Annotated in this window: 14 protein-coding genes; 8 read left to right on the top strand and 6 right to left on the bottom strand. The window is 40.9% G+C overall.

Annotated elements, in window-relative coordinates:
- Positions 1–17 precede the first annotated feature (17 nt).
- The gene (locus tag GO816_RS14040; RefSeq protein ID WP_157542565.1) at positions 18–3,812 is read left to right on the top strand and encodes an ATP-binding protein; all 3,795 of its coding nucleotides are present in this window, start codon (positions 18–20) and stop codon (positions 3,810–3,812) included.
- On the opposite strand, the gene GO816_RS14035 is transcribed toward GO816_RS14040, so the two are convergent.
- The 5 genes from GO816_RS14035 to GO816_RS14015 form a co-directional block, all read right to left on the bottom strand.
- Positions 3,809–5,116, bottom strand: coding sequence for a carbohydrate porin (locus GO816_RS14035; RefSeq protein WP_198171521.1), 1,308 nt, complete (start codon positions 5,114–5,116; stop codon positions 3,809–3,811). The genes GO816_RS14040 and GO816_RS14035 overlap by 4 nt on opposite strands.
- A 91-nt stretch (positions 5,117–5,207) precedes the next feature.
- Complete coding sequence (locus tag GO816_RS14030; protein WP_157542564.1) at positions 5,208–5,864, bottom strand: HD domain-containing protein; 657 nt, start codon at positions 5,862–5,864, stop codon at positions 5,208–5,210.
- A 48-nt stretch (positions 5,865–5,912) separates the two neighbouring features.
- Positions 5,913–6,185, bottom strand: a complete 273-nt coding sequence (locus tag GO816_RS14025) for a helix-turn-helix domain-containing protein (protein WP_157542563.1) — start codon at positions 6,183–6,185, stop codon at positions 5,913–5,915.
- A gap of 108 nt (positions 6,186–6,293) precedes the next feature.
- Positions 6,294–6,776: a hypothetical protein gene (locus tag GO816_RS14020; protein WP_157542562.1), complete on the bottom strand. Its 483-nt coding sequence runs from the start codon at positions 6,774–6,776 to the stop codon at positions 6,294–6,296.
- Positions 6,777–7,949, bottom strand: a complete 1,173-nt coding sequence (locus GO816_RS14015; RefSeq protein ID WP_157542561.1) for a THUMP domain-containing class I SAM-dependent RNA methyltransferase — start codon at positions 7,947–7,949, stop codon at positions 6,777–6,779. It lies immediately after the preceding gene.
- 78 nt (positions 7,950–8,027) lie between these two features.
- Here GO816_RS14015 and GO816_RS14010 point away from each other — a divergent pair, with 78 nt between their 5' ends.
- From GO816_RS14010 to GO816_RS14000, 3 genes are all read left to right on the top strand, one after another.
- Entirely contained in the window at positions 8,028–8,390 is a 363-nt protein-coding gene (locus GO816_RS14010; RefSeq protein WP_157542560.1) for a DUF3127 domain-containing protein, read from the top strand.
- A gap of 201 nt (positions 8,391–8,591) precedes the next feature.
- On the top strand, positions 8,592–10,418 hold the full coding sequence (locus GO816_RS14005; RefSeq protein ID WP_232336577.1) for a sensor histidine kinase: 1,827 nt from the start codon (positions 8,592–8,594) through the stop codon (positions 10,416–10,418).
- The gene (locus tag GO816_RS14000; RefSeq protein WP_157542559.1) at positions 10,415–11,104 is read left to right on the top strand and encodes a response regulator transcription factor; all 690 of its coding nucleotides are present in this window, start codon (positions 10,415–10,417) and stop codon (positions 11,102–11,104) included. The genes GO816_RS14005 and GO816_RS14000 overlap by 4 nt, the downstream gene beginning before the upstream one ends.
- A 145-nt stretch (positions 11,105–11,249) precedes the next feature.
- On the opposite strand, the gene GO816_RS13995 is transcribed toward GO816_RS14000, so the two are convergent.
- The gene (locus GO816_RS13995) at positions 11,250–13,805 is read right to left on the bottom strand and encodes a DUF5686 and carboxypeptidase-like regulatory domain-containing protein (RefSeq protein ID WP_157542558.1); all 2,556 of its coding nucleotides are present in this window, start codon (positions 13,803–13,805) and stop codon (positions 11,250–11,252) included.
- Positions 13,806–14,129: 324 nt separating this feature from the next.
- Here GO816_RS13995 and GO816_RS13990 point away from each other — a divergent pair, with 324 nt between their 5' ends.
- The 4 genes from GO816_RS13990 (at position 14,130) to GO816_RS13975 (ending at position 20,505) form a co-directional block, all read left to right on the top strand.
- On the top strand, positions 14,130–14,714 hold the full coding sequence (locus tag GO816_RS13990; RefSeq protein ID WP_157542557.1) for a Crp/Fnr family transcriptional regulator: 585 nt from the start codon (positions 14,130–14,132) through the stop codon (positions 14,712–14,714).
- A gap of 120 nt (positions 14,715–14,834) precedes the next feature.
- A complete protein-coding gene (locus GO816_RS13985) occupies positions 14,835–17,402 on the top strand; it encodes a BamA/TamA family outer membrane protein (protein WP_157542556.1) in 2,568 nt (855 codons plus the stop codon).
- A gap of 117 nt (positions 17,403–17,519) precedes the next feature.
- A complete protein-coding gene (locus GO816_RS13980; RefSeq protein WP_157542555.1) occupies positions 17,520–19,844 on the top strand; it encodes a GAF domain-containing protein in 2,325 nt (774 codons plus the stop codon).
- A gap of 109 nt (positions 19,845–19,953) precedes the next feature.
- A complete protein-coding gene (locus GO816_RS13975) occupies positions 19,954–20,505 on the top strand; it encodes a hypothetical protein (RefSeq protein WP_157542554.1) in 552 nt (183 codons plus the stop codon).
- Positions 20,506–20,510 lie beyond the last annotated feature (5 nt).

Here is a 20,510-nt window from a genome sequence, read left to right as displayed (position 1 = left end):
AGCGGCTTTTGTTTTTTATGATATATTTGATGCTTCAATCGTCGCCTTCTAAATTGACTACCTACGCCAAAATACGTATATGGCTTGCTATACTATGCGCCAGTTTGCTGTTAACAGCCATAGTGGTTCGCAGTAGCTATACTCCTCAAACAGATTTTGCATCCAACGCTCACCAATTGCAGAGCAATTTGCAGCAGCGCGAGAAGGAGGTTGATCAAATCCTATCGGGTAAGTCATTTGAGCGGCTTAAAACCTATCCTCAAAATGATAAAGCTGCGCTTGAAGATATTAATGAAATAACTGTAAATAAGCGTATTTGGCTTTTTGCATACCACAATAACAAGCTTACTTTTTGGACAGGGATTAAGGTTATTCACGAAGATCCTCTTAAAGTTCGCGAGGGTAGATCGTTTGTCAAAGAATCTAACGGCTACTATGAGGCCATTCGCAAAACGGAAGGCAACTTTACGGTTATAGCCTACATATTCATCAAAAGCAAGTATCCGTTCCAAAACGCTTACTTAAACAACGATTTTGAACCAGGGCTTTCGAAAGCAGCCAACATGGAAATTGCCGATTTCGGCGATAAAAGTGTTTACCATATTCACAGTTCTGATGACAGGTATCTGTTTTCTGTTAAGCTCAACCCAAAGATTGTTAACTATACCTCCTTAGGCTGGGAAATTTGCTTATGGGTAGCTGCTTTGATTGCCTTTTGCCTGCTTGTAACCAGCATATGCAACTACTTTGTGCACACCAAAAAAATATTTACAGCGTTTGGGTTACTTGCACTTACTATAATTATACTCAGGTTCATTAATCTACGGTTTAATTTCCCCGATTTTAGTTATAACCTACCGCTGTTCAACCCTGCTTTATATTCATTAAATGCCGTATTCCCCACATTTGGTGATATTATATTGAATTTGCTCTTTGCGCTATGGTTTGTAGGGTACATTTACACCAATCGTTTTAAAATTGACTTGGGCCGGTTAAGTACGGTATCATGTTATGCCTTATTTACCGGTGGGGTTGCGCTGCTTGTATTAGTATCTACCGGGTTGCTTAACCTGTTTAAAGAGGTTGTAATAAACTCTAACATCAATTTTGATGTAAACAACGTATTAAATCTTTCCGGTTATAGCATAATAGGTATTGTAATGGCCTGTGTGGGCTTTTTAATATTTTATTTACTGGTTGAAATACTCCTGGCTATAAATAAACAGCTTCACATACCAGACAATATTAAGTTGGGCATTTTTACCGGTGCCATCGTAATTGCTACTATAGCTTCATTCATTTTTAGCGCAACGGTTTTTTATATTTTATGGGGAATACTTGTGCTGTTAAGGTTATATGCCAACCGTAAAATAAATGGTGAGCTTACAGCACTTTCATACGGTGGTATGATATTTATTTGTGCCCTTATTGCTTCCGTAAAGCTCAGCGATTTTGAATCAATGAAAGAGCAGGAAACGCGCAAGCAGTTGGTTGCACGGTTAAATGATGGAGAGAACCCGCGCATCATAAATATATTTAAGAAGGTTGAAAAGCGTATTGTGGCCGACCCTGCACTTACTCACTATTTTAAAGAAAAGGAGCACAATGAGGGATTCTTGAAAAATCGCTTTGCTAAAAGGTATTTTGATGGTTACCTGGCCGATTATGATTGCAAGGTTCATGAATTTGACTCAAGCGGAAACGCCATTATTGAAGGTAATAATTACGCCTTGAATGATTTTAAAGACATGGTAATATTCAGCTCGCTTAAGGTTAGCCAATATTTTTACCGTGAAAGCGAGAACTTTGGATTTCAAAATTACTTTGCCATTATACCCGTTTATGAGGGCGAAGCCAACCTCGGAACTGTTATTATAGAACTCAAGGCAAAGCCTATACATTCAACCAGCAATTTTCCAGAGCTGTTGATAGAAAATCAATTAAGAAGTGATGCTCGGTTTAAAGAGTACTCATACGCATTTTACAGTGACGGACGGTTGCTAAGTCAGAGCGGCAAGTTTGATTACGATGTTGTAAATAACGATTTTAAAGGCAGGCTAAAGCAATACTTATTTAAAACAAGCAGCCGTAGTAATCACGATAATGAAGAAACATCATGGCTGCAGCGTTTTACGCGTTACAGCCACCTGATATATCAGCCAAGTTTGCGTAAGGTTATTGTAGTATCAAAGCCTGTAAACAGTATACTTAATAACATTGCCTCTTTAACCTTCTTTTTTGTAGTGTTAATGATTTTCAGTGCGGTGCTTATCACCTTTGTATGGCTTTGGAAACGTATAACTTTTGTTAAAATAACCCCTCAACACATTACCTGGAATTTAGGATTTAAATTTGAAAGGCTGCTATATAAAACGCGTATACAGTTTTCAATGATATTTGCTGTTGTGTTTACGCTTGCATTGGTAGGCTTAATTACCTACTGGTCAATCAAAGCACAATACCTCGAGCAGCAGGATGAAACCATTAGCAATAAAATAAACACTATTGCTTCTAAGTTTGAAAATTACTTTCCGGGAGGGATACGTAATATTGATGAAGCTACGCAAGTAAGGTTCAATAACTTTGCTGATAACTTTTCGGCCGATTTAATATTGTTTGATACCCAGGGGCGGCCCGTAATATCAACTCAGCCCAAAATTTATGAGTATGGCTTGCTGGGCAGGCGTATGCATGCAAAGGCTTACATAATGCTAAGCCGCAGGCAAAAATCACTGCTCATTAACAATGAAAAAATTGCTGCTTTAAGTTATAAAACAGCTTATGTGCCTTTGCGCAACAATCAAAACCTTACTACCGGTTACTTACAGGTGCCTTACTTTTCAAACCAAACCGACTACTATGAACGCCTGAATGCATTCCTGAATGCCATGATCAATATCTATGCGTTTATATTTGTTGCTATAGGTGTATTTGCCGTTTTGGTAGCCCGCCAAATAACCAACCCGTTAAGCTTTATACAATATAACCTGAGTAAAACCATTTACGGTAAAAAGAACGAGCCTATTAAATGGGAGCGCGATGATGAGATTGGTGCACTGGTTAAAGAGTATAATAAAATGATTGCCGCCCTTGAGCATAGTGCAAATAAACTGGCACAATCCGAACGGGAGAGCGCCTGGCGTGAAATGGCCAAGCAGGTGGCTCACGAAATCAAAAATCCGCTTACACCATTAAAACTTGGCTTGCAGCTTTTAGAAAAATCATGGAAAGACAAAGATCCTAAGTTTGACATGAAATTTGAGCGTTTCAGCAAATCGTTTGTTGAACAAATTGAAAGCTTATCATCCATTGCCTCGGAGTTTTCGGCCTTTGCTAAAATGCCTGATACGAAAATGGAGCGTTTAGATATTTTTGAAACCCTTGGGCAGGCCGTTATCATATTCAAGCACATGGATAATGTGCGCATTAATTATGAAGCGCCCGGGGAGCCTTTTATGATCAGTGCTGACCGTGATCAGCTTTTAAGATGCTTTAATAACTTGCTAAAAAATGCAATTGAAGCTATGCCGCCCGAAAGGTTGGGTATTGTTGATATTATTTATGAAATATCAAGTGATCAGATACTGTTAAAAATTCGGGATAACGGAAATGGTATACCTGAAAACCTGAGGGAACGCATTTTTGAACCAAACTTTACTACCAAAAGCTCGGGCACTGGTTTAGGTTTGGCGTTCATTAAAAACTCCATTGAAAACGCAGGCGGTAAGGTATCTTACGAAACAGAATTAAATAAAGGAACAATCTTTTACCTGCAGTTTCCTAAGGCTCAACCTAAAGCTGACAACGCTTAAAACTCCACATGGGCTCGTAGGGCAAATACATGCACCGGGCCCCTGTCTTTGTTGTAAGCCGGGTTAACAATAAACTGGTAATCTGGCGTTAGCCAAACCTTATGCTGGTAGGCATTGAGTTTGTAGTACAATTCGGCAAGCATTTCGGTGCTGTAATTTAGCCTGCCGTCGCCTATTATAAATCCATAACCACCTGCTGCAAGATATTTACGGTGTTCGGAAGATATTCCGTTGCCGGCAAAAGCTATGCCCAGTTCATCATCGGCACGTTTCCATCGTGTTCCTTTGAGTACAGCACCTAAACTAACCGAACGGTCGATCTCGGTAAAAAACCATGTTTCAGTTTTTCCATCATTGTAAGATGCCTTTGCAAAAATGCCAAAGTCGGGCGTTAAATACTGTTCGGCGTTAATGCCAAAGCCGTACTTTTTGTTTCCGTATGAGGTAACTGAGCTTACATCAGGCAGTAAGGTATTTGCTGCAACAGCATCATTATACTTACCCATTTTGCCCTTATTATAAAAAGCCAATAAGCGGAAAGCGCCGGCATTACCATTTAATTTGTAGCGCTGCTCATACTCGAGTGTTTGTGTATTGGCCTTGCCAATTCTTTCATCTAACACCGAGCCGTTGGCTTGTGTAGGTACCATGGTGAAAGCATATCGTAACGACCAGTTGGGTAAACCTAGTTCGGCCACTGCTCCAATAATGTATCCACGCGTATTGGCCGGGTAGTCCCAGGCACCATTGCTCATCAAGCTCCAGTTCATAAACTGTGTACGCGGATCATGGCTGAAGCTGTTATTATCAAAAAAGTCAGATATGCCAAACTTACCGGCTGTGATGCTTATGTATCGCTTACTTTTCTTGCCGGCAAGTTGGTTTAAATCGTCCTCAACATTTTCATAATCATTGCCCCACTCAAATACTTGTGATGCAAATAGGCGGGCAATGTAAATTTTAGGTTCGGCGCTCCCAACCCTGAAGGTTTCACCGTTTGGAAAGCCTGCAACGCCCAATGTTTTGCTAAAACCCGCCCCGCCCGACATTTCGGTGTTAAAGTAAGCCTGAGCTCCTTTCCATAAACGGGTACCACCATAAAGGGTAGTAGTTAATGATGTTGCGGTTTCGCTTTGGGGCAACAGGCTGTTTTGACCAGTATATGCGGCTTTGAAGCCTGGTTTAGTTTGTGTGATTACCGTTTGTTGAAAATGCAGGTTAAAACGCTGCAATTTAGTTGTATCCTGTGCCAGTAAAACTGCTGGCATTAACAGAGCCGTTACCAGCAAAAGCGATTTTTTCACTACTTATTAGAAATTTATTAGAGCAAATATATGCACATAGCTAACGTGTTTATATCTGCCCATAAAATCTAATGTGAATTTAATTTTCGGTCTAAAGCTGCCCGTTCCACTCACCATAAAACTGAGTCAGGTATGCTTCCATATAACGGTGGCGTTCCTCGGCAAATTTACGGGCTGATGCCGTATTCATTTTATCTTTTAAAAGCAGAAGTTTTTCGTAAAAGTGATTAATGGTGGGAGCAGCAGAGTTCTTGTATTCTTCCTTACTCATGTTAAGGTTTGGCTTAATCTCGGGATTGTAAAGTTCACGCCCCTTAAACCCGCCGTAGGTAAAAGCGCGTGCTATACCAATGGCCCCAATAGCATCTAACCGGTCGGCATCCTGCACTACGGCTAACTCAGGAGAATGAAACTGGCTGCCATCAAAACTTGCCTTAAAAGACATGTGCCTTATAATCAATTCAACATGTTCAATTACATCTTCAGGAGCGTTTTGAGCTTTTAAAAAAGTAACTGCTGTTTGCGGACCAATTTCTTCATTACCGTTGTGAAACTTACTATCTGCAATATCATGCAGCAAGGCGGCCAGCTCAACAATAAGCATGTTGGCAGGTTCAGTTTTCGCAATCATTTTTGCGTTGTTCCAAACTCTCAATATATGCCACCAGTCATGCCCCCCTTCGGCGTTTTGAAGGGTTTGCTGTACAAATTGTGCTGTTTGATTAATGAGTTGCTGGGAGGAGGTCATAAAAATGCGTTTATATTTGAACTGGCAAATATAAACGCATATTAAGATTTAACTTGCAACTGCTGATCCGTTTATAATGAGCATAACCTCATTATCGTTGGCTTTTATCAATTCAATTACATCAACTTCCAGTATCAGTGCAATCTGGAAAAGCCTTTCAAGGGTTATTTTGGTATAACCCAATTCAATTTTACTGTAGGCGTTTTGCGAAATATCAAGCTTAACGGCTAAGTATTCTTGAGTATAATTTCTGTACTCTCTGATTTTACGAATGTTAGTCGCAACATTCTTGATCTTGCTCGTATACACGTCCTTCTGCATCGGTATCTTCAATTAATACCATGACTTACGAAGTAAAATAGCCTGCGGTTTTAAAGCTGTTTTAAATCTTGTAAATTAAATTAGTTTAAAACCAACACTGCGTTTACGTTAATAGGTGGTTATAATGGCAGGCAGCAGGGTGGCCATATCTAAAGGGATAGGGTTGCTGGCAAAAATTGGCTTACGCTGGTTGTATGATTCGTATACCTGTTTTTGTACAGCGGCCGTGGCATTACCCGGTGTTAAGTTGATGGTACATGAAATTATAAAGTCGTGTACTTTTTCACCATCAAAAATAATCCACTTTTTATCTGATTTTTTCAGCGCCTCAATAAACGGCATGGCAATGCTGTAGTCGTCGGCATAGTAAACCACAATTTTTTGTATTGCGCCTTTAGGGTCGGCTGTAAATTTTATGACAGCTGTACCGGTTGCTTTTTTGTCTTTAAGAGCTTTAGGTAACACTACGTTCTCTTTAAAAAACGTCATCATTACGTCCTTACCGCCCTGAAACGGAAAAGGCATTTGCTGCTGTGCCTGTGTAAACATAGCGCACAATAATATTGTGGCCAAAAATAGTAAGCGTTTCATTTAAACTGATTTTGGTTCGCGTTTGCTGCCATCGTAAATGCTGTATTCCAGTAAGCGGCAGTCAAGCTTACCGTTGTAAAATTCTATACGGCGACTGGCTTGTAAGCCAATTTTTTTTGCCAAATCGGGGTTGCCGGTAAACACATAGCCTTTATAGCCCTTACATTTTTGCTTAAGGTAATCCCCAATGCGTGCATAGGTTGCTTCAAGTTTGGTGTGTGTGCCAAGGCGCTCACCATACTCGGGATTAAACATTACTACGCCGGGCTGCTCAGGTACTTCGGTGTCTGCAAAATCACAAACAGCAAATTCAATCAAATGTTCTACGCCAGCTGTGCGGGCGTTTTTACGGGCCACGTCAACGGCATCTTCAGATAAGTCGGTTGCCAGAATTCTGAAACCTGTTTCCTTTTTGGCTTTATCTTTAAGCTTACGGCGTTCGGTAAAAAACACCTGCTCATCATAACCCATAAAGTGCATAAAGCTATAATTCATTCTGAACAAGCCCGGGCTTTTATCGGTAGCAAGCAGTGCCGCTTCAATAGCCAGTGTGCCTGAACCGCACATAGGGTTTATAAAGCTGCTTTGCCTGTCCCAGCTGGTTGCCATAATGGTTGATGCTGCCAATGCTTCGAGCATAGGAGCTTTACCCGGAATTTTACGGTAGCTATGCTTTGCCAGCGTTTCGCCCGAGGTATCAACAAATATTTCGGCCTTGTCATCCTGCCAGTAAAGATGCAGTACGGCTTTATTCAATTCCGGACCTGAATTTGGGCGGATGCCTTTCTTTTCTTTTATACGGTCAACTATGGCGTCTTTTACTTTTACGTTGGCAAAAAGCGGCGTAAGTATGTGCTCGTTATTTACGTTAGAGGTAATAGAAAAATAGCCGCTAAAGTCAAGCAGGTTTTCCCACTCAATCTGTACCAGTTCGTTATAAAGGCGTTGCGGATCGGCTGCTTCAAAACTTGCAAGCGAATACAATACTTGGCTGGCGCAGCGCAGGTTAAGATTTAATGGTATACAATCATTAACTGTTCCAACCAATTCAACGCCGGTTTGAAACGCGCGCTTAATGGTATACCCTAACGCTTCAACCTCCTGTTGCAGGTATGGTGCAAGGCGTTTATTACAGGTAATAATGATCTTACTTTCGGTTTGATAAATTTGCATGTGGCTACAAATTTATGAATTAAAAAATGCCCGATTTACAATTGTAACTATTAACTTTACGTTTTATAAGCAAGAATTATGGATATTAAAGGCAAAGTACACGAAGTTACTCCTACACAGCAAGTTACCGAATCTTTAAAAAAGAGAGAACTTATTGTAGAATATATAGAAAACCCGCAATACCCTGAGTATATTAAATTTGAAGCCATCCAGGATCGTTGCAATTTATTGGATGCTGTTAAAGTTGGTGACGACGTTGAGGTATTCTTTAACCTTCGCGGCCGCCCATGGACTGATAAAACCGGTAAAAAAAGCTACTTTAACTCATTGCAGTTATGGCGCCTTAACGTACTAAGCGGTGGTGCTGCAGCAGCAACCCCTGACTACGCTCCGCCGGTTGACATCAACTCTGCACCTGATGATGACGACTTGCCGTTCTAAACTGCAGAAGCAAGAGCTAAGACCTAAGAGCCAGGATTTATGGCATAATAAAAAAAGAGGCATTTGATAATCAGATGCCTCTTTTTTTGTTATTCAGTTTTTTCTTGGTTCTTGGTTCTTGGCTCGTAGCTCTAACTCGCAACTGTTAAAAATTGTTAAACTGATGTTACGCTCTTGTATTTCAATTATTTTTGTTGAGTAATGAAGAAGAGAAGTATTGGTTTAATAATTGGCCTTATGGGGTTTGCCTTGCTGGGAGTGGTGGCCATGCAATATTTTTTTCTGCGGCAATCCTATCATATGCAGTCGGAGTTATTTGACCGCGATGTGCATGAGGCTTTAAACACTGTGGTATCAAAGCTTGAAAAAAAGGATGCCAATAGGTTTATTGATAAGCAGGCCGATAGCCTGATTGTTAAGGAAGACCGTAAGTTTACTAAAACCAAGGTAAAAAAATTTGTTACCGATAGTTCGGCAAACACCACCGCAACGCAAAGCCGCAAGCAGCATGATTTACGCATTGCCAAACTGCGCGACAGCTTAAAATACATCATCCTGCGCACCAAACTGGATGAGGAACTTTACGGTTTGCCGCAGGAGGAAATGGTGAATGTAAAAATCCAGATTGAAGAATTTGTTGATGAATTTGGTATTCTGCACCAAAACAGGGGACCGCTTGAAATAACCAAATTGCCACCAACAAAACGTGGCAACAAGGTTCACAAATACGATACTACTTACCAACATTATCTTGACCCGCAGTTTGGCCCGCAGGTAGTGGCCCGGGTAAGAATTAACCCTTACTGGCAGCGCGAGCATGACCGTAAAGTAAAGGAGCGCAAGGTTGCCCAAATAAAGCAAATGCTGCGTGCAGATTCACTTGCCAAATTAAATCAAAAAGAAACCGAGGTAACGTTAACCAACTTCACCGTAATGCAAAACCTGGCCGAAGAGTATAAAAACTCAGGCCAGCCATTAAAGGACCGCATCAATACCCTGTGGATTGACTCGTTGCTGCGGTTTGAATTACATAACAAAGGCATTATGTTGCCTTTTAGCTATGAAGTAAGCACGGCTAATAACGATTCGCTCATATTTTCAAAAGCATATGACATGGTAGGAGAGAAGCCTGTGTTTTATGCCAGCGAAACCTATCAAACCCCAATTTTTACTAAGGATGTAATTAACGATCCGGGTAAGATACAGCTGTTTTTTCCTGATAAAAACTCGCACATATTAAGCAGCATGACTTACATGCTTAGCATTAGTGGTGGTTTGTTAATGGTGCTTATTGTATGCTTTGGTTACACCATATTCACCATACTGCGTCAAAAGAAAATTTCGGAAATGAAAACCGATTTTATCAATAACATGACGCATGAATTTAAAACGCCTGTATCAACCATCATGATTGCCAGTGAGGCTTTAAAAGATCAGGAGATTATTGAAGACAAAGCCCGCGTAACCCGCTTGGCCGACATAATTTATGAAGAGAATGCCCGCCTGGGTAGCCACATTGAGCGCGTTTTGAACATTGCCCGTATTGAGAAAAACGACTTCAAGCTCGACAAAAAACCGGTTGATGTTAACGAACTGATAACCGATGTATTAGACAGCATGCAGCTAAAGCTGCAAAAGAGCAATGCCCAACTTGATTTGCACTTAGATGCCGAATTTGCCGTTATAGAGGCCGACGAGCTTCACTTTGCCAACGTAATATTCAATTTAATTGATAATGCGGTTAAGTATAGTAAAGATGAGCCCGAACTTACCATAAGCACTCTTAATAAAGGCAGCCAACTGGTTATACGTGTGGCCGATAAAGGCATTGGTATGAGCCGCGACCAACAAGCCAAAATATTTGAGCAGTTTTACCGCGTACCTACAGGTAATTTGCATGATGTTAAAGGATTTGGGTTAGGACTTAGTTATGTAAATACTATAGTTAAGCGCCTGGAAGGGATGATAAGCGTTCGTTCGGAAAAAGAAAAAGGTTCTGAATTTGAACTGAAATTCAATATTGCATGAAGAAAATACTATTGGTAGAAGATGACGCCAACCTGGGCGCCCTGTTGCAAGACTACCTGCAGCTTAAAGGCAAATTTGATGTAGTGCTTTGCAAAGATGGCGATGCCGGATTAAAGGAATTTACCAAAAGTGATTTTGACCTGCTGATACTGGATGTAATGATGCCTAAAAAGGATGGATTTACCCTGGGCAAGGAAATACGCAAAATAAATGAGCATGTGCCTATTATTTTTGCTACTGCCAAGGCCATGATTGAGGACAAAACCCAGGCATTTAATTTAGGTGGCGATGACTATATCACCAAACCCTTTCGCATTGAGGAATTGCTGCTTCGTATAAATGCGCTTTTAAAGCGTACTGCCGCCGGCAGCACCGAAGAGGAAAAGCCTACTACATTTAAAATTGGTAAATACGATTTTGACTTTACTTCACAAACTATAACTGCCGATGGATTGGTTCAAAAGCTATCAACCAAGGAAGCTGCCTTGTTGCGGTTGTTGTGCCTTAAAAAAAATGAAGTGCTCACCCGCGAAGAAGCCCTGCTCAACATCTGGAATGACGATAACTACTTTAATGGCCGTAGTATGGATGTTTTTTTAAGTAAGATACGTAAGTACCTTAAAGATGACCCGCGTGTAGAAATCATCAATGTGCATGGCCGGGGATATAAGCTGCTGGTAAATTGAAGGCTTGCGGCTTTAGCAATCATCATATAAAAAAATTGCGGCTTTTACCTCTTAAATACGCGGCCCTGTCCCGGTGGTAGCTGTGCCTGTGCGTATTATTTTAAGGTAAAACCCGCAATTTTGTATTTCTTATTTGTCTGCCTGCTTAAAAATCAAACTTCACAAATGTTCTTAAACCAAGCTTAGGAGCGTTAGGGTTATCTAAATAGGTAAAGCGGCGTACCAGGTCAAACCTTAAAACTTTAAATATGTTTCCAATGCCCACGCTTCCCTCGGCATACATGCCATTGTTAAGCGTATAGGTTGTTGCAAGGCTCGAGCTGTTGGTTGGAAAGCGCAGCAGGGAACGGTCATTAGCCGGGTTATTTTCGGCTCTTACACCTCCCCATAAACCTTTAAAGTTTACCACCTCGCGCAGTTTTAAACGGCGTAGTAACGGTATTTTGTTAAACAAAAAGCCGTTAAAATTATGGTCAATGGTAAGCGTGGCGTAATGGTCGCTCACAAACTCCTGAAAGTTCATCATGTTAAACGACTGAAACTGGAAAGCATAGCTTTGATTAGCCCTGTGTATATCCATTAAAGGGAACGGTACTTTGCCAAACAGGTAGCCACCTTCGGTGCTAACATCAGTAAAGCCTAGTTGCGATAGGTAAAAGCGTTTGCTAATGTTACCTACAACGTTTTGGTAGTTGTAGTCGCCACCTAATAAGCCTCTAAATCCTTGTGTATAACGCAGGGTATAAATAGGGTACTTATCAGGAATAGGTGTACGATACAATTTACCTTGATAAAACTTTTCGTGCGGTGCAAAGCGCAACTGTAAAGACAGTTCGGTAGTGTGAATAAGGTTTACATTATTCAAGGCTCCGTTTGGCAGGAGGTTTTGAAATTGTAACGCCCCAGCCGGACTTTGATTCCATTTTTTAAAGCCTACAGCGTACGAAAAGTGGTTTAAGTACTCGTGTACGTAATCAAGTTTAAAGATGTCGTTATACAGCCACTGATCATTAGCGCCACGTTTAAATGACAGTAGAAAGTTGCTCTCTTGCACAAATTCAAGTTCCTGTCCTGGTACCTTGGTATCATGCTGAAAGCTGGCGCGAATGTAGTTTTGTGGAAACGAGTATATAGACTTGTTGTTTAGTGAATACGTAGAGCTTAGGAAGTATTTAAACTTTTGGTCGCGGGTGCCATATGCTCCATAAGTTTCAAAGTAATACCGTTTGCTTAGCGCAGTGGTAGTACGGCCGCCCAAGCGAGCTCTGAATCCTTCAACCGGGTTAAAGCTGTAAAACGTGTTAACCGGTCCCATTTCAAACGGCCCAAAATTTTTGTAACCGGCCAGCACCAACGTAGCAATATCCATAGTGCGTTTAAACGATGGTATGGTTTGCAGGCTATCTACGTTTTTATATAAATCGGCAGCGGCTTTGTCAAGCGTATCTGGGCGGCTTTCGGTCCAGTAAGCATCAGTTTGTACGTCAGACTGTTTTGCATATACCTGGGCAGGGCCGTCATAAGTTTCTTTGGGTCGGGGCGAGTTCAATTTAAAATCGCGTATGGTAACCAGGCGTTCACCAAATACACCACCGCCTTTATTTTTATTTAAAGCAAACTCAATTTTTAAATTGCTTTGGCTTAGATGGTAACGGTTATCCGAATTTTTTTCGAATGATAAGCGCGCCTCCATTTGGCGTACAAAGTTAAGATCGATGTTCTTATTCACCGTAAGCACCGCATTTTGCACAGCATAATTGCCATCCATAGTAATATAAATGCGGCCTTCAAAAAGCTTGTTAATGGTATTGCGTGGCGTAAAGCTTAATTCAATAAGATTAGGTTTTTGATCTTTTATGGTATCGGTAATAAAAAACTTATAGTAGTTAGGCGAATTATCAGAGATAGGACTTAACAACTGGTTGCTCAGCAACGATACGTTGTTATCGTAAATATTAATGTCCTGATACATGCGGTTGAAGTAGGTGGTGAGGCCTTGGTTATCAACAAATGTTTCATCGTACTTAACCTGCTTGTTGGCTTCAACCACCTGCTTTTGGGCGTAAGGAACTTTGCGGTAATAATTAGCCGAAAGTTTCTCTTCCATATATAAAGGCAGCAATGTTTTACCGCCAATAGCAGTTGAATCCTGCTCGCGGAACATGAACTGGTAATTTTTAAAAATTTTTCTGTTCTTAAACTTGTCGCTAAGGTTGCTAAGCGAAAAGGTCATGCGCTCATACTGCTTATACTCGGCAAAGTTATAGCTGGTTACCTGGTTTTGTGCTTTGTGGGCTATTACCTGCCTTATAAGCTCAACAGCAGGGTTATTTTTATTGGTATACTTCTTTTTTTTACCGGCTTTTACAACAACATCGCCCAACTGCTTGCTATCAGCGGTTATGGCAATATTTATGGTTTGTTCTTGCCCGGCCTCAATGCTACGGGTAGCCGTACGGTAGCCAACGTAGTTCACTTTAATGTATTCAAACTTATCGTTGGTTCTTATGATAAAGCGTCCCTGGCCGTCTGTTGGTGCACCCTGGTTGCTGTCGCCAAATGTTACCGTTACATAGGGTAATGCTTCTTTTGTTTTGGCATCGGTTACAGTGCCTTTTACAACAGTGCTTTGTGCATACAGCGTGTTAAAGGAAACAGTAATTATACTGATGATTAATACTAACTTAGTAAAGAGTTTCATGACCTTAAAGGTTGCTGGGTTCAGATATCACAAAACGGGTTATGCCAGTGCGTTGCAAATTGGAGTTTGCTAAAAAGTGCAGTTGATATTTATCAGGAATGCTGTTTTTAATAGTTGTACCAGCAACCTGAGAACCGATTTTGCAAAATCGTGTGAACACGGTTTAAGTAAAATATGGAAGCAAAGGTGCAGCGGCTATTTGCAAGTTACAACACTCAACAATGGTAATGACAATTGGATTATAAATTGATTACAATTGGCTTACATTTGCATGAAACCTATAAAATAATCAAGCTAAAATTGCCATTATTGTAACGTTAGGAGATGTTCGAGGCCCTATTTAATTATATTGAAAACTACGCCAAAAGTAATTTAAGCGCCGGCGATAAAAAGCTTATAGAGCAAACCTTTAAACTGCGTAAACTGAGAAAGCGACAATATTATTTACAGGAAGGCGATGTAAACAAACAAATTGGCTTCGTTATAAGAGGTGCTTTTCGTATGTATTCAGTTGATGATAAGGGCCATGAGCATATTATACGTTTTAGTTTAGAAAACTGGTGGGTAGCCGACTATGAAAGCTATATGCTGCAAACGCCATCAAAATATAATATTGACGCTGTTGAAGATGCTGAACTACTCATAATATCAAATACCCAAAGCGAGGAACTGCAAACCCAGGTACCTGCTTTTGCCGGTATGATAAAGGAGCTTGACAAGCGAGCAAATATTGCCACCCAAAACAGGGTGCACGCTGCTATAAGCCTTACGGCCGAAGAGCGGTTTAACAACCTGCAAAATACATATCCTTATTTTTTACAGCGCTTTCCCCAAAGTATGGTGGCTTCTTATTTAGGCATATCGCCCGAAACATTAAGCAGGATAAGGAAAGCAAGCGTAGGCCGGTAAAGGCTTGCATATAACGGCACTTTAGTCAATAATTGATTAAAAAGCGCATTTATTACAAATGCGATAGGATTTGACGCTTTAATTTTTGCTTATTTTACACTTGCAAACATTAAAGGCGTTATGCTTCGCAAATTCACCTTACTCACATCACTGCTTGGTATAGCAGCAGCAAGTTATGCTCAGCAAAAATCAACGGCTTATTTTGCTGATAGCACCTTAGTAAAAGTCCACCCGTCATACAACCAGGTAAGCGGTATTCATAAATGGCTATTTGGCAAAAACTACCGTGAGGAATGGGCTACAACTGTTAAACTGCCGCTTATAAAAATATCTGAAGTTTATGGTGGCCTCAAGCCGCTTAAGCAAGGTGGTGGTTTGCAATCAAAATCATTAAGGCTCGAAGATAAAAACGGTAAAGAGTGGGTTATAAGAAGCGTTGAGAAAACGCCTGATAAACTACTTCCACCAAATTTCAGAGGTACATTTGCTATTGATTGGCTTGATGATGCATTAAGCAGTCAGCATCCGTATTCGGCACTGGTTGTTCCGCCGCTTGCTGATGCTGCAGGCGTGCCTCATGCTAACCCGATAATTGGCGTAATTGCGCCCGATGCTGCTTTAGGTGAGTACAGCAAAATATTCAATGGCTTGGTAGTACTACTTGAAGAGCGCGAACCCACCGGTAAATCAGACAACACTGACAAAATGCTGGGCGAGCTTAAAGAAGACAATGATAACCGGGTTAACGGTGAACAATTTTTAAAAGCCCGCATGCTCGATTTGCTTTTAGGTGATTGGGACCGTCATGAAGACCAATGGCGTTGGGCTTACGAAAAAAAGAATAAAGACAAAAAATATTACGCTGTTCCACGAGATCGTGATCAGGTTTTTCATGTTAGTGAAGGGGTGTTGCCATCACTGGCTGCCCGGTCATGGATTAGCCCAACGCTTGATCATTTTGACGGAGACATACCAAGGGTAAAATACTCACTGATAAAAACCCGGTTTATACAGCCGTTGCCCGATGCGCAAATTAGTTATAACGACTGGATGCGTATGGCAAATGACTTTGTGAAGGCAGAGAGCGATGAGGTGCTGGAGGCTTCACTAAAGCTGCTTCCGCCCGAAGTTTATAAAATACGGCATGATGAACTTTTTAATAAGCTAAAGCAACGCCGTAACAATATACCTACGGCAATGGATGAGTATTACCGGTTTGTAAACAAAACTGTAGACCTGCGCACCACTGACAAAAACGAACAGGTAATAATAACTGATGCTGCTGATGGCGGCATGCGTATACAAATAAATAAAATAAGTAAAGCAGGCGAGGTTGAGGATGAATTGCTCAGCATGGTTTATAACCCGCAAATTACCCGTGAAATAAGATTATACACCGAGGCCGGAAACGATAAGGTGGTTATTAATTATACACACTCACCCATAAAGCTGCGGATTATCGGCGCTAAAGGACAAAAAACTTATGATGTACAACAGGCACAAAGCAAAGTACGTATTTACAACCGCAGAGATAGTGTAGCCATAACCGGCAACGGTAGCTTGTTGAAAACACATTTAAGCAATGATTCATTAAATACCCAATTTGTTCAAAATAACCCTTACAATGTATGGATGCCGCTGGCAACAGGGGCAATAAACCCTGATGACGGCATATTACTTGGCGCAGGATTTAAGTATACCCGAAGGAATGGCTTTCGTAAGTTGCCGTATGCCAGTATACAGCAGCTTTTGGTTACGCACGCTTTTGCAACCGATGCTTTTCGTATAAAATATAATGGTGAGTGGATAGATGCTATCGGCAAGGCCGACATTGTATTAAACGCATTTGTGCAGGCTCCAAACAATACCCTCAACTTTTTTGGCAGAGGTAATGAAACGCCTTTGTTCAAATTTCCGGGGTACAGGCGCTTTTACCGTACGCGTTATAACACCTACCAGGTTGATGCCGCATTGCGCTGGTGGTTGGGCGCTAATACCACCCTGAGTGCAGGGCCATCGTTTCAATACTATCGCCTGCACCGCGAAGACAATGAAGGTCGTTTTATTAACAATCCCAACCTTTTGAATTCTTATGATAGCTTGACTGTTAATAAAGACAAAGCCCATATTGGATTGCTGGTTAATTTCAACGCCAATAAACGTAACAGTAATGTATTGCCCAGCAACGGTTATTATGTTAACGTTACCTTGCAGGCATATAACGGTTTAAATAGCTATACAAGGTCCTTTGCGCAAATACGCCCGGAGTTTACCTACTACTTTAGCCTTAATGCCAAAGGCACGTTTGTAATATCAGACAGGGTTGGCGGCGGCCTAAGTGTTGGTAAGCCGGCATTTTATCAGTCAATGTTTTTAGGCGGACAGGGCGGAAACTTACTGGGCTACCTGGGTAACCGCTTTGCCGGCGATCATATGTTTTACAACAACCTGCAGGCGCGCCTTAACCTATTTAACATTGCCGGTTATGTGTTGCCCGGGCAGTTAGGGGTAACAGGATTTTATGATACCGGCAGGGTTTGGGTGCGCGGGCAATCATCAAATAAATGGCATGCGGGTACAGGGGGCGGAGTTTACTTTGCACCGGCAGGGCTAGCAGTAATACAGGTTTTGGCCGGTCACTCTACCGAGGGCTGGTACCCATATGTATCACTCAATGTAAGGCTTTAAGCATCCAATTTATTTCAACAGTTTTGTAATTATACCATCAGATTTAATGGCCTTGGCCTGGTTGCTTAATTGTTAAAAAGTATTTTAGTTAGTTTTGCCAAACCTATCAATTAAGTAATGAGTGTTCAGCCCTTTAAAGATAGCCCTTTCGAAATTCATATATCATTTCACGTGCTTATTGAGCACCTGGAAAAGGTGGCTGCCCAACAAACTGGCTATGCTGCTGAGCGTGCTGCATACTTGTTGAAGGAAATAGAGCCCTACCCGCAGCTGCGAACAGGATTTACACACCAGGAAGAATTAGAGCAACACGCCCCGGTAATTAATTACCTTCTTGAAGACTTGTTTCCGGCGGCACTTACTCAAAACGAGATAAAAGGCGTTACGGTGCCGTTTCATAATTTTATGCTCAATAGTACTCAGCGATTTAAAAACATCTTGAGCGCTGCCGGTACCGATTTTGACATCTCCATACGTGATTTTGACAGCCACCAGTTTTACGTAATGAGCTGTTGCTTAGTGCTTAATGAATTTTACAACACACAGCTTGATTTTGCAAAACCCATGTTTTATGATATACCAACCGCAACGGGTATCATAAGGCATTACCGAATTCTATACAACGCTGATTTTTTAGAAATAATCCCAACAGATAAAGCTGTAAAGCTTACCGAGGCTGATATTAATGAGCTAATTAACAGTTACGATAATCTTGAGTTGTGGAAGAGATTGTTTCCGCAGGGTAGCTATTTATTGAAAGGCTTTGCCATCGTTAACCTCTTTGATTCTACAATTGAAAATGCAGTATCGGCTTTAAAAGGTACGCTATTGACCGATTTACACGATACTGAAATTGAGCAGGATTTTGAAAGTATATTCAGGTCAATTTACAAAATCCCCGATTTACGCATAGGGTTCACTGCGTTCAATACCGAGGAAAATAAGTTTAGCAGCATTGCTCCCTTGCGTAAAATAAGAAGTTTTATGCTGGGCAATAATCATGAGGCCGTTAGTACCGATATCTTAGGTCCTAAATCATACCAGGCATTGCTTGGCAAAAGTGAGTATTTTGCCATATCAGATACGCGTCAGTTTTTTTTGGAACACCCCGGCAGTGAAATGGCTCATGAATTTTTAAGGCAAAATATACAGAGCTTTATTTTGGCCCCGGTAATGAAGAATGAACAGTTGCTGGGTATAATTGAGCTGGTATCATTACGAAAAGGCGAACTGAACAGTGTAAATGCACATAAGCTTGAGGTGGTAATGCCATTTTTGGTAAATACTATTGACCGGCAGATAGCCTACAAGCAAAACCGTATACAGGCAGTTATTCAAAATGAGTACACTACACTGCATCCAAGCGTTCAATGGAAATTTGAAAAGGAGGCTTATAAATTTATAGAGCGCCAGGATAACAATCTTGAATATGAATTAAAGGAAATTGTATTTGAAGACGTTTATCCCCTGTATGGCCAGGTTGATATTAAAGCATCTTCAGACTCGCGTAATCGCAGTATTCAAAAGGATTTGAACAACCAACTTGAAGCATTGGTGCCTATTGTGCTGCAAATACAAGGCATTGACAAGCATGCATCAGCTTACTTGCCAAGGCTGCAGGAGTTTAAAAACCTCACACACAATGCTTCGGTACTCATACGTACTGATACAGAACAATTCATACAGCATTTTATTGACGAGAAGGTGCATCCTTTACTGCAGTCGGCCACTGTAAGCGGCCATTTCACCCCCGAAATTGGTAACTATTTTAAGCAGGTAGATAAAAATACAGGTTTATATTACACTTACAGGCGTAAGTATGATACAACAGTATCAACTATTAATAAAAAAATGGCTGCGTTGCTTGATGAACGGCAGGCAGTCGCACAGGAAATATTTCCGCATTATTACGAGCGCTTTAAAAGCGACGGTGTAGAACATAATCTCTACATCGGATCATCAATAACGCCTAACCGTACGTTTCTACCTGTGCATTTCCGTAGTCTTCGGCTTTGGCAGCTAAAAGTGCTGTGTGAACTGGAACGCGAACACCATCGTTATAAAACTACGCTGCCTTATACGCTTGAGGTAACTACGCTGGTGCTGGCCTATAGTACAACAATGTCCATACGGTTTAGGATGGATGAAAAACGTTTTGATGTTGACGGGACTTATAATGCACGTTTTGAAATTGTAAAGAAACGTATTGACAAGGCATTCATTAAAGGAACCAATGAGCGTATTACCCAGCCCGGAACCGTAGTTATTATTTATGCAAATACCAACGAGGAAAGGGAATACCGCGATCATATAATGCATTTACAGCAGAAAGGTATATTAGGTAATGACGTTGAAGTATTAGAGGTTGAAGAGTTACAGAGTATATCAGGATTACGAGCCTTACGTGTAAACATACTGCACGAAGACGAAAAAGATATATGATCTGTTTGCTTTCGACGGTTAAATTTGTAGCCGGATAAAAACTATAATTGCTGCAACCATTTTTCAAGTCAGTGCGTCTTGCTCTTACACATCTTATAAATATACCGTTATGTTGAAATTTTTAAAAAGCCTGCCTCTGATTATAGCAGTGTTCATGTTTACTGCGTCGACTACTCAAGCTCAGGATAAAGTAAAAACCATTGGTAATAAACCACGCAAAGGTACCAGCAATGCGTCGTTCCCTGTTGTGAAAGGTCAGCAAATTGGCATTAAGATGAACGCCGGAAAAAAGGATGTACAGTTACTTAACCTTAATTTCGGGGTGGAAAATAACAACAGCGATACCCTTAAATTCAAGGTAAATGTATTTGAATTTGATGGTGTTAACACGCAGCAAAACTTTGTTAAAACTGATATCATAGGTGCTATTCCTTACGGTAAATCAAGGGTAGATGTAAACCTCGAGCCTTACAATGTAATTGCTAAGGGTACGCTGCTTGTAGCCATTGAGTGGTTAAATACACACAAAGGCTCTGAACCTTCATTTTCAATTGGCTTGTTTAATGGCGGCACTTTCCGCAATCAAAACGGCGAATGGAAGAAAATGCCGGTAGCTGGTGTTGACTTCAACGTAAAAGTTAAGAAGCTAAAAAATAATTAAATACT

Origin of the sequence: Mucilaginibacter aquatilis, assembly GCF_009755275.1 — a bacterium.
Classification (GTDB): Bacteria; Bacteroidota; Bacteroidia; order Sphingobacteriales; family Sphingobacteriaceae; genus Mucilaginibacter; species Mucilaginibacter aquatilis.
Note: the sequence above shows the minus strand (reverse complement) of the source record. Positions and strands in the feature narration are given on the sequence as shown.

Bases quoted from the DNA above. Each gene is read 5' to 3' on its own strand.
- GO816_RS14025 (WP_157542563.1), bottom strand. From the start codon at position 6,185: ATGCAGAAGGACGTGTATACGAGCAAGATCAAGAATGTTGCGACTAAC.
- GO816_RS13975 (WP_157542554.1), top strand. From the start codon at position 19,954: ATGTTGAAATTTTTAAAAAGCCTGCCTCTGATTATAGCAGTGTTCATG.
- GO816_RS14030 (WP_157542564.1), bottom strand. From the start codon at position 5,864: ATGACCTCCTCCCAGCAACTCATTAATCAAACAGCACAATTTGTACAG.
- GO816_RS14020 (WP_157542562.1), bottom strand. From the start codon at position 6,776: ATGAAACGCTTACTATTTTTGGCCACAATATTATTGTGCGCTATGTTT.
- GO816_RS14010 (WP_157542560.1), top strand. From the start codon at position 8,028: ATGGATATTAAAGGCAAAGTACACGAAGTTACTCCTACACAGCAAGTT.
- GO816_RS14005 (WP_232336577.1), top strand. From the start codon at position 8,592: ATGAAGAAGAGAAGTATTGGTTTAATAATTGGCCTTATGGGGTTTGCC.
- GO816_RS13990 (WP_157542557.1), top strand. From the start codon at position 14,130: ATGTTCGAGGCCCTATTTAATTATATTGAAAACTACGCCAAAAGTAAT.
- GO816_RS14015 (WP_157542561.1), bottom strand. From the start codon at position 7,949: ATGCAAATTTATCAAACCGAAAGTAAGATCATTATTACCTGTAATAAA.
- GO816_RS13995 (WP_157542558.1), bottom strand. From the start codon at position 13,805: ATGAAACTCTTTACTAAGTTAGTATTAATCATCAGTATAATTACTGTT.
- GO816_RS13980 (WP_157542555.1), top strand. From the start codon at position 17,520: ATGAGTGTTCAGCCCTTTAAAGATAGCCCTTTCGAAATTCATATATCA.
- GO816_RS14000 (WP_157542559.1), top strand. From the start codon at position 10,415: ATGAAGAAAATACTATTGGTAGAAGATGACGCCAACCTGGGCGCCCTG.
- GO816_RS13985 (WP_157542556.1), top strand. From the start codon at position 14,835: ATGCTTCGCAAATTCACCTTACTCACATCACTGCTTGGTATAGCAGCA.
- GO816_RS14040 (WP_157542565.1), top strand. From the start codon at position 18: ATGATATATTTGATGCTTCAATCGTCGCCTTCTAAATTGACTACCTAC.